9 protein-coding genes are annotated in these 9,992 nt (G+C 38.6%); 1 reads left to right on the top strand and 8 read right to left on the bottom strand.

Annotation, left to right across the window (positions count from 1 at the left end; genetic code table 11):
* Positions 1 to 52: 52 nt before the first annotated feature.
* From H5072_RS04940 to H5072_RS04905, 8 genes are all read right to left on the bottom strand, one after another.
* Positions 53 to 979, bottom strand: a complete 927-nt coding sequence (locus H5072_RS04940) for a DMT family transporter (RefSeq protein WP_182692878.1) — start codon at positions 977 to 979, stop codon at positions 53 to 55.
* Between the two features lie 101 nt (positions 980 to 1,080).
* Complete coding sequence (locus H5072_RS04935) at positions 1,081 to 1,788, bottom strand: AraC family transcriptional regulator (RefSeq protein ID WP_024597340.1); 708 nt, start codon at positions 1,786 to 1,788, stop codon at positions 1,081 to 1,083.
* Between the two features lie 310 nt (positions 1,789 to 2,098).
* Positions 2,099 to 2,443 (bottom strand): sulfotransferase, encoded by a 345-nt coding sequence (locus H5072_RS04930; protein ID WP_310735872.1) that lies wholly within the window; start codon positions 2,441 to 2,443, stop codon positions 2,099 to 2,101.
* 35 nt (positions 2,444 to 2,478) lie between these two features.
* Positions 2,479 to 3,096: a hypothetical protein gene (locus H5072_RS04925; RefSeq protein ID WP_182692877.1), complete on the bottom strand. Its 618-nt coding sequence runs from the start codon at positions 3,094 to 3,096 to the stop codon at positions 2,479 to 2,481.
* Positions 3,097 to 3,126: 30 nt separating this feature from the next.
* Positions 3,127 to 3,612 carry a glycoside hydrolase family 19 protein gene (locus H5072_RS04920; protein ID WP_182692876.1) on the bottom strand — a complete coding sequence of 162 codons (486 nt, stop codon included), beginning with the start codon at positions 3,610 to 3,612 and terminating at the stop codon, positions 3,127 to 3,129.
* Positions 3,613 to 3,753: 141 nt separating this feature from the next.
* On the bottom strand, positions 3,754 to 4,086 hold the full coding sequence (locus tag H5072_RS04915) for a peptidoglycan-binding domain-containing protein (RefSeq protein ID WP_182692875.1): 333 nt from the start codon (positions 4,084 to 4,086) through the stop codon (positions 3,754 to 3,756).
* A gap of 232 nt (positions 4,087 to 4,318) precedes the next feature.
* Positions 4,319 to 5,899, bottom strand: coding sequence for a sulfotransferase (locus H5072_RS04910; protein ID WP_182692874.1), 1,581 nt, complete (start codon positions 5,897 to 5,899; stop codon positions 4,319 to 4,321).
* 85 nt (positions 5,900 to 5,984) lie between these two features.
* A complete protein-coding gene (locus tag H5072_RS04905) occupies positions 5,985 to 8,402 on the bottom strand; it encodes a TonB-dependent receptor (RefSeq protein ID WP_182692873.1) in 2,418 nt (805 codons plus the stop codon).
* A 478-nt stretch (positions 8,403 to 8,880) separates the two neighbouring features.
* Between H5072_RS04905 and H5072_RS04900 the strand changes: the two genes are divergently transcribed.
* Entirely contained in the window at positions 8,881 to 9,975 is a 1,095-nt protein-coding gene (locus H5072_RS04900; protein WP_182692872.1) for an NADH:flavin oxidoreductase/NADH oxidase, read from the top strand.
* Positions 9,976 to 9,992: the final 17 nt, after the last annotated feature.

Below are 9,992 nucleotides of genomic sequence, written 5' to 3'. Positions count from 1 at the left end.
AATGAATTATACCCTATGGTAAGCTTTTAAAAGCATTGTCAATGCTCTTAAGCTACATAGATTTAATAGGTACTTTTAATTGCTTTTGAGGTTTGATGGTTTGCATTAATAGGCATAGTGATACCAAAGCCACACCTATCCAACCAATTATCTTAAACCTTTCACCAATAACGAAAACGGCTAAAACAGTTGCAACTAATGGTTCTATTAAGGTAATTAATGTCGCTTTACTTGCATTTATATAATTCAAGCCAAAACCAAATAATAAGTATCCTAAAAACATTGGAATTACTGCCATATACAAAGATGCCAATGCATTGGTTGCGCTTGAAAATAAGTTATCACCTGTAAACCATAATGAAGGGAGTAACAATAAAGCAGCACAACCAAACAGTCCTGACATTGACGATTTCGAATGAACTCCACTTTCAATTAAACTCCTTGCTGCCCATGAATAACCTGCATAGGTTAATCCAGCAATACACCCCAAAAGAATACCCAGGCTCTGTTGATTAATACTGTATGAAGGATCATTACTCTGATCTCTACCTAACGTTAATAAAGTAATACCTATAGCTCCAATAACAAAACTCAGTACCCATTCCAGTGATATATTTTTTTTACTAATTAGGCTTTCAAGGATTGCAGCAAAAAAAGGTGCCGTAGCAATTGAAACTACAGTGCCAATTGCAACACCTGATAAACGCATTGAAGTATAAAATGCTAATGGATAGATAGCGACAGAAGCGGCACCTAAAAGTAATACCTTAGGCTGTGAAATCATGAGCTTATAATCTATAAATAACGTTTTTCGTGCTGTAATAACAAGTAGCACTCCCCCTATTCCCATAGAGAATGCACCAATTGCAAACGAACTCACATCAGGGGAATAGCTTGCTGCGGTGCCTGTTGTTCCCCACAAAAAACTAGCAATAATGATAGCAATTACACCTTTAAAACTTCCGTGATGACTTTGCATAGTGATACCTGTTTTTTATTATTTCAATACAGAAATTGTATGCTAATGATGAAAGGAGTTTTTAACAATTAAGACGCTATCGTTGACAATAAAGACTAAGTTTACTTTTTGAATTTATTAGGTGGTAGGCCAAAGAATTGTGAAAACTTTCGGCTAAAGGCTGACGGCTCTTTGTAGCCTACTTTTTCACCAATGATTGATAGTGGATAATCTGTGTGTGTTAGTAAAGCTTGCGCTTTTTCCATACGAAGTTTGGTAACGTATTTCATCACAGTCATATTTGTTTGTTGCTTAAATAGTTTCTTAAACTGCGTTTCGCTTAGAAAAGCAGATTCAGCCAGGCGTTTAATGTGAAGTTGCTCTGCAATATTTTGCTCTATGAAGGATATTGCTGTACCAATACGGTTATCTACTTTTGGCAATAAAGGTTGCTCTGCAAGCAGTAAACTGAACATTTCAAACATCGCCTGTTCTAATTGAGCATTAACTTTATTTTCTAATTGGTTTTCGATAAAGGTTAAGTAACTTTTAAGGGATGAGTTAATTGCAAAAACAATACAGTGAGAAGATGAAATATTTAGGGGTAGGTTTTTCATGTCCACAACTACAAATCTAGCTTCAGTATCTGCAGTGAACAAGTGCTCTTCATTGGCTTTAACTACAACACATTCACTTGGCGCAACTTTACCATTGAAATCACCAACGCATATATTTATGACACCACGTAAAGGTAAAACCAATTGATTAAAGTGATGTGAGTGACGGGTTGGTTTTGTGCTATAAGAACGAATGGATAATAGATTTTTCATAATAACAGAAATGTATGGCCTTATTTCATCCTGATTTTGGTTATACATAGTAGAGCAATGGATGACAAAGTGAAGTGTTAGTTTTATTGGCTCTTTAACTTAAACCTCAATGACTGCAATGGTGGCTTAGCAGTCCCACTAAAGGCTTTGAAAGGTAATATCTGCTGTTGGCATTCTCCGCCACTGCACAACATAAAATGTTGATAATAATTGGCAAGGTATTTTACTGTGTCGGATGGCGCTTCGCTTATCCGACCTACACGTACACAAAGCCTCTTATTTGGCGTCTCTCACCGGTAAAATAAAGCGTTTACTCAATACTAATACCTTGTTTTAAAAGGTACTCCACTGCTTTATCAGTATGGGGCTTAAATGCTTTCCAGCGCCCAATTGCTTTATTGTTAAGTGGTTGGCGTACTTGTACTTTACTGGCGGTAGAGACCGGTGCGGTGTTTAAGTGAAAGTCTATACACTGTGCTTGCCATTCTAAATTACAAAAGCTAACTAGCTCTTTTATTTGCTGCTCGGGCTGGGCGACTAGTTTTTCGTATTTTACTAATTTTATATTGCTATGCAGGGCGCTAAAGTGCTGCATGAGTTTATAAAAGCGGCTATTTAAAAAAGATAAATCCCCCATACTGGGGGCATTTATCACATTAGTATATGACCTTAATATAATTACTAGCGATGTTATTTTGAATTGGAAATTACTGGCCACTCGTCAACTAAAATGCCATTACCACAATCGTTGTCTGCATGTATTAAATTAGGTTTTAGATTAATCAGTTGTGGGAACGAAATGGTGTAATTGACCTTATAACCGCAAGAGCCAAAAGCAGAGTATAAGCGCAGAGACTTTAATTCATTCCCTATTTCACTAACTTCAATACTGCCGGTAATTAAATTAGTTTGCTTTAGCTCCCACTTATTATCAATAAAAGTAGGTTCTGACCAAGTTATGGGGTAAGCCATGTTAGTTAACGTCTTGACATAATAGGTCAAGTAACTGTCTTGATATGCTCCAGTGTTGCAAGCTAATGCAAGCAATTTATCACCCGAACTTAGCTTAAAAACTGAGACAAATCGATTGTTATGATGTTCGTCTTTGATAGAACAGTTGTCGTTTTTATTTAGTGAGCCAAGAAGCTTTTTTTGAGTTAATAGCTCAAAATCTAGAGGCAACTTTTGACCAGAGGGTATCTGCATTTTTAAGGGTTTATTATTCTTAATATCTGCATTGAGTGAAGCGGCATTAACATGCGAGCATAATAAAAAGATCATAACAAATAAGGTCATATTTAATTTCACCAAGAGTTAATCCATAAAAGTATATGTGTATTAAGCTAACGCTACATTTGTTGAGAATAATAACTTTTCAAATTCAAATGTACCTCGTGACGCTTTCAATAGTCGCTCAAAAATTATAGCGTCATTAGCAATCTCTAAAGCGTGATCTTGACCATTAATTATTCTCCTAGCTCCAATATAATTAGAAGTTGCACCTGATATAAATTGGCCTAGCTTCGCTTTAGCAAATAAACCTTCTCGCATGCCATAAGACATTATTGCATATGCAATTTTATGATTAAGTGCTAGGTCTGGATTTATATAGAGCTTATCTCCAAGCCCTAAAGCATCGCCAACCTTTTTATAATTATAATCCCATGTTAATTGTACATAACCCCTTCCGTAATATATGTTTTTTTCTACAGTTGAAGTAGTTGGAACATCGTGTACGCTACCATACAGCTTACCTTTTCCTTTTCCCCACTCTTTAATTGGTTTCCAGGTACGTCCGCACTCACGTTTTACTGTCGCTAACATGTAAGCAATCCATCGGATATCGGTAATGTGAGGATCCATTACACACTCAATCAAGAGTTTTTTTAGATCATTAAATGCTTGCTCATTAGGGAACTGCTTTTTATATATTTTAATGAAGTGTTCATAATCAATAACTTGAACTTAATTTAAAAGGGCAGCTTCTTTGTGCTTTTTTAGAAAGTTCTGACTTAATGAGGCTACAAGTGCTTTGTGAGTTAAATCATCAGGTATAACTTTTTTACTTGGGTGTTTATTACCCAATGCAGCGGATTGAAATAGCTTTAGTTGCTCTTCAGTTTTACTACCATAATATCCATCGGGCTTTAGTACTTTTTTACCGAAATACTTTTTTGTGGTACCTAATAAAAGCCTTTGTAGTACTAAAACATCTAGTGGGGCATTCCTAGCACCGTGACCAACACTATTAGTTAACCTTGTTATATTTACTAAGTTTAGTTCTTTAAATATTAACATTTTAATCCTTTAATTTTTATCCTTTAGTAACTATACCACTCACTATGTGGCCCCTTCAAGGGAACATTAGCTGAATTTTATTCCATTTATATTATTCCTTTTCTATCAATATTTGTCAGTAAGCATTGGCAACTGTGTAAGTTTGATCGTCACAGTGCTTATATTTATTTTAAAAAGTAATTACCTGACTATAAATTAATTAAGCGAATTTATATAAAATAGAAGTGATATTTCATCCTATAATATCTTGTTGTTTTAAGTAGGTCTCAGCCTCATCAGTATGGGGCTTAAATGCCTTCCAACGGCCAATTGCTTTGTTGTTAAGTGGTTGGCGTACTTGCACTTTACTTGCAGTAGAGACCGGTGAGGTGTTTAAGTGAAAGTCTATACACTGTGCTTGCCACTCTAAATTACAAAAGCTAACTAGCTCTTTTATTTGCTGCTCGGGCTGGGCGACTAGTTCTTCGTATTTTACTAATTTTATATTGCTATGCAGGGCGCTAAAGTGCTGCATGAGTTTGTAAAAGCGGCTGTAAAATTTGGCAGTGTCGAGTAAATCGAGCGAGTACGCGTAGTAGGGGTTATTTATAGTAAATAACTGGCGATAGTTACCAATGCAGGTGTCCATTGGGTCGCGTAGCATGCAAATAATTTTAGCGTTTGGCAGGGCTTTGGTAATTAAGTCGATATAAAAAAAGTTAAACGGGAGTTTATCTATAAAGTGCTTATGGCTGCCTGTTATTACGCGTGTTGCGTTTAAATAGGTTGACCCAAGCTGATTAAAATCAAGCTCGTAGGCTTTACTGAGTGTTTGAGTGTCGAGCACATGGGGTGTTTGTGTTTGGCTGAGCCTTTTAACACTTAAGCCAAAGTCTTGCAGTTCACCGGCTGACTGCACGTCGCTGTGGCTCGATAAAATACGCTCTACCAATGTGGTGCCAGAGCGGGGCATGCCTAATACAAAAATAGGCTCTGCCGTTGGGTTACCTTGTGTCAGCGCTTGTGTGTGCTGTTCACTTAAGAGTTTAATATGTTCAAATAACTCAGTTGAGCTTTTATGATCAAACGGCTGTACAGCACGTTTTACTACTTTACCTTGCTCTAACGCGTTAAAAGCGTCTGAAAACTCACCAATATCTTGATACTCTTTAGCTAAAGCATGGCCAATATGCAGTTTTGCATCGGGGTTTGTTACTTGCTCAAACACGTTTTTTAAGCGTTCAATATGATTGTTTTGTGTACTTACTTTAGTTAAATCACTTAATGCAAAATGACTTTGATGGTGCAGCTGGTTAAGCGCTATGGCATTTTCAAAAGCGTGTCGGGCTTTATCAAATAGCCCTAAAAACTTAGCACTTACACCGTAGTTATAATAAAACTGAGGTTGAGCTTTGTTAGCTGCTGTAGACAGTGTAATAGCGCGCTCAAAGTAGTTAAGTGCTTGCTCGTGAATACCTGCTTGAGTAAGTGCAACGCCGAGTGTGTCGGCATCAAGTGCTTTAGTTATTTGCTTTAATGGCACCGATAGTGCGGTGTTTTTTGCTTTTTGTAATTCGCCAGTAAGTGCGTAACATTTAGCAAGTTGCGCGGTGTATTCAATACTTTGGCCAAGGGTGAGGGCTTTTTCGATGAGCTTTATTGCTTTGTGTATTTGCCCAACAGTTAAATTAACCATTGCCAGCAAAAAATACCCATCAGCAAAGTCTGGTTTGAGTGTAACTAACTCCACTAGGGCTTTGTGTGCTTGCTCTATTTTACCTTGGTTTAGGGAGTGTATTGCGCTTTGATGAAGTTGCTTTAAATTTGGCTGCATGGTTTTTGGTAATTATTTTGTGAAAGAAAATAAAAAGGCTCAAATAAATTTGAGCCTTAGAACATTGTTTAAAAATTACTATAAACTATATTTCAAATTTGTAGTTAAATTTAACACCCACCGTAAGCGGGCGATTAATGTAATGGCCGTAGTTACGTTGTATGTCGGCGCCATTAGCTGATGTTATATCGGCATCTGAACGACGAACGGATGTAACCGCGTATTTGTTGAATAGGTTATCAACATATAGGGTAGTTGACCATGCATCAGCTGTTAATTTAGCTGATATATTACTTAAGCTGTAACCTGGTAGTGTTTCGCCATTGTCATGCAAGCCAACTCTTGTAATTACATCGCTTTGCGCGGTTAAACCGTAGTTAATATCAAGCGTTTTGTCGTTAAATACATCTGTTTGATAGTTTACACCCATTGAGAACTGATGTTCTGGAGAGCCTGGTAAACGGTCGCCGTCTTCTGCGCCATCGGTACCATCAGCATTAAACAAAAATGGTGCATCTGATGTTAGCTCTGCTTTTGTATAAGCATAGGTTGCATAAACTGAAAACGAGTCAGATAAAATGGCACGGGTAGATATTTCAATCCCTTTTGCGTTAGCGCTACCTGCGTTAGATAAGTACGGTAGTTGGCCTACATCAGTAGCACCTGCAATTTGTGCATCATCCCAATCTACGTTAAATAGCGCGGCGTTAAAGTGAAGTTGGCTTCTAAACCAGGTGCTTTTAAAGCCTAACTCGTAGTTTGTTGTTGTATCGGCATCGTAAAGCATTTCTTCTGGACTACCACAACCTGCTTGGTTAGCTGGTAATGGATCAGGACACGGTGCTAAACCATTTGAACCGCCGATTCTAAATCCTTCACTTACCGTTACATAGCCCATGACTGAATTTGTGAATTGGTATTTAGCATTAAACTTAAAGAGGCTGCCGTTATCGTCAGCTTCATTTTTTTCAAAGTTTAATGAAATAGCATCAGGTGCTGCGTCATCAAATAAGGTATTAAATAATGGAAAATCTACAGCTGACTCAGATTCAACGTCGTATTGGTATAAACGCATACCTAAAGTTACGTCTAGTTTTTCTGTTACTTGGTAGCCTATTTCGCCAAATAAAGCTGATTCTGTTATTTCGGTACGATCTACCGAGAAGTACTCAAGTTGATCTGGGCGAGACTGCGAAGCGCCAAAGTTTTCTACTGCAAAGTCACCAAAGCCAGGCGTAAACTCTTTACTAGAAGCATCCGTTTCTATTTTGTTGTAAAACGCACCAACAATCCAGTTTATGTCACTATCGCCTTGCGATACTAAACGCAGCTCTTGGGTGAAGGTGTCTTCTTCTTCAATCTCACGCGTGAAAGATGAAAACGAAGGAAACTCTTCATAGCCGTAATCAAGACGAATAAGTAAGTCTGTTTGGTCGCGTTGGCCGTCGGCATCAAAGCTCGAAATACCAGTAGCCGATACCAGCTCTGCAAAACCTAGGTCGGCTTTTAGCTCAAGGCTTAGTAATTGATCTTTTTTCTCGCGAGGTTCTTCAAAGCGATAAGCCGACTCGTATTTACCTATTACGTCGCTTAAACCGTTGTTTGCATTAAGGCTGTTGTAATGAACAATCGAGCGGCCTTCGCTGTCTTGGTTTTGGTAAAAGTAGTTAAGCGTACCTTCAAACGATTCATTTGGTTTAAAGCGAACAGAAATACGACCAGTAGTGGTGGTTTCGCCGTTGGCGTCTTTTACATTTTTAAGGTTGTTATTAACTGCTGAGCTATCGCTCCAATCTGGATCTGGCAACGATACGCCTGGCTCGCGTACTACGTAGCCGTAATCGATAAAACCAGGATCTTCATATACGTTTAAGCTTGCACGAACTGCTAATTTATCTTCAATAATAGGAAGGTTAAATATAAAGCCGCCTTCGCCACCTAAAGAGTCACTTTCTTTTGTTTGAAATAGGTCGCCGTATACTTCAAGCGATGTAAAATCAAGCTCAGGCTGTTTAAGCATGTAGCGAATTGCACCGCCTAATGTGCCTGCACCATAAAGGGTGCCTTGTGGCCCAATTAATACTTCAACGCGCTCAATATCTACTAGGCGCATATCTACCGAAACTGGAATTTCGTTTATATAAGTAGATACTGTGCCGCCATCTGACGATGGACCAGAAGAATTTGTATTTAAACCACGAACAATAATAGGCGAGCCTGAGCGGCCACCTTGATCAGTAATTGTTAAACCAGGTACCCAGCGCGCTACATCCGCAAGCTCATTGATATTTTGATCTTTCATAATATCTGCATCAAGAGCGGTAATATTTAGCGGTGCATTTTGCACAGAGCCGCTGCGCCTTGTTGCTGTAACTTCAATTACTTCGAGTGATTTGTTTTTAGCGGCAACTTCTTCTTCTTGAGCAAGAGCGGCATTTGGTAATAAAAATACGCTAGAAACAGCGCTCGAAATAGCCAAGGTTAACAAGCTTGGTTTAAACATAAAAAGTGATCCCCAGTTCAAATGTTTTACATTAGTAAATTAAGTTAAGCAGTTTATCAGGGAGTGAAGTAGCTGGGAATATTTAAATTGAATTTTAATTCACTTTTATAGAATAAATATAGCTTATTTTCGGGGTTTTTATTTAGTTAATAGGCAATACAGGCAATGGCTTAGTGTAATTAGGTACAGTTAGATTAAAAATTAAACCCTTGTTTAAAGGTAAATAGTCATTCGTATTTTAAAGGTGGTGTTATGACGTGCTCGTTAAACAAATTATTACATTAAAATTAATATTTCATAATGTCATTACTTATACTTTTATTAGCACTATTAAAGTGTATTTTGATCCCCATTAAGGATGTTAAGTCGCCATTATTAGTGACAGTTTAAGTTATTGAGTGAGCGTGTTTGATTGCCGCTTCGTATTCTCTTTTTTATTTTGTCCGCACTTTTTTGTGCGTGTTTTTAAGGATTAACAATGAGCCAACTATTTTCGCCTTTATCACTTGGGCAAGTAACGTTAGATAACCGTATTATTATTGCACCCATGTGCCAGTATTCAGCAAACAATGGCGCTGCTAGCGATTGGCATACTATTCATTTAGGCCAATTGAGTTTAAGCGGTGCTGGGTTACTTATTTTAGAAGCAACAGCAGTAAACCCTGAAGGGCGTATTAGCTACGGCGATTTGGGGCTTTGGAATAACGAAACCCAACAAGGACTAGGCAAAAGCCTAAAAGCAGTAAGGCAATACAGCCCTATGCCTATTGGTATTCAGTTAGCGCATGCTGGGCGCAAAGCATCAACTGAAAAACCATGGGACGGTGGCGATGCCATTGCACCTGATGATGTAAATGGCTGGCAAACGCTCGCACCTTCGGCAATTGCGTACGACGCTAACAGCCCAGTGCCAAAAGCAATGAGCCAATCTGACATAGATTCACTAATTAAAGATTTTGTAAGTGCAGCTAAACGCGCTGATGAACTCGGCCTTGATTTAATCGAGCTTCATGGTGCGCACGGTTACCTGTTACATCAATTTTTGTCGCCACTTTCAAACAAGCGAGATGACAACTACGGTGGCAGCCTAGAAAACAGAATGCGCTTATTACTTGATGTGTTTAAAGCGGTAAGAGCGGTATTCCCCAGTAATAAAGCAGTGGGTGTGCGTATTTCGGCAACCGATTGGGTTGTAGGTGGCTGGGATTTAGATCAATCGATAGTGCTTAGTAAAGCGCTTGATGAACTAGGTTGTGATTTTATTCATGTAAGTACGGCGGGCCTAAGCCCAGAGCAACAAATACCAGTTAAACCTAATTTCCAGGTACCGTTTGCAACAGCCATAAAAGAAGCGGTTAAAATGCCTGTTATAGCGGTGGGTTTAATTACACAGGCGCAACAAGCCGAAGATATTATTAGTGAGCAGCAAGCCGATGGCGTAGCACTAGCGCGTGGCATTTTATATAACCCGCACTGGCCGTGGCATGCAGCTGCAGAGCTTGGCGCTACAGTAACTGCACCTAAACAGTATTTACGCTCAAGCCCACATGGGCAGCCATCACCAATAAAATAAAGTTTAGTTTTTTTGTA

The sequence above is a fragment of the Pseudoalteromonas sp. SR45-5 genome, assembly GCF_014163565.1.
Classification (GTDB): Bacteria; Pseudomonadota; Gammaproteobacteria; order Enterobacterales; family Alteromonadaceae; genus Pseudoalteromonas; species Pseudoalteromonas distincta.
Note: the sequence above shows the minus strand (reverse complement) of the source record. Positions and strands in the feature narration are given on the sequence as shown.

Excerpts from the sequence above, each read along its gene's own strand:
- H5072_RS04940 (WP_182692878.1), bottom strand. The coding sequence starts at position 979 with ATGCAAAGTCATCACGGAAGTTTTAAAGGTGTAATTGCTATCATTATT.
- H5072_RS04935 (WP_024597340.1), bottom strand. The coding sequence starts at position 1,788 with ATGAAAAATCTATTATCCATTCGTTCTTATAGCACAAAACCAACCCGT.
- H5072_RS04920 (WP_182692876.1), bottom strand. The coding sequence starts at position 3,612 with ATGTTAGCGACAGTAAAACGTGAGTGCGGACGTACCTGGAAACCAATT.
- H5072_RS04915 (WP_182692875.1), bottom strand. The coding sequence starts at position 4,086 with ATGTTAATATTTAAAGAACTAAACTTAGTAAATATAACAAGGTTAACT.
- H5072_RS04910 (WP_182692874.1), bottom strand. The coding sequence starts at position 5,899 with ATGCAGCCAAATTTAAAGCAACTTCATCAAAGCGCAATACACTCCCTA.
- H5072_RS04905 (WP_182692873.1), bottom strand. The coding sequence starts at position 8,402 with ATGTTTAAACCAAGCTTGTTAACCTTGGCTATTTCGAGCGCTGTTTCT.
- H5072_RS04900 (WP_182692872.1), top strand. The coding sequence starts at position 8,881 with ATGAGCCAACTATTTTCGCCTTTATCACTTGGGCAAGTAACGTTAGAT.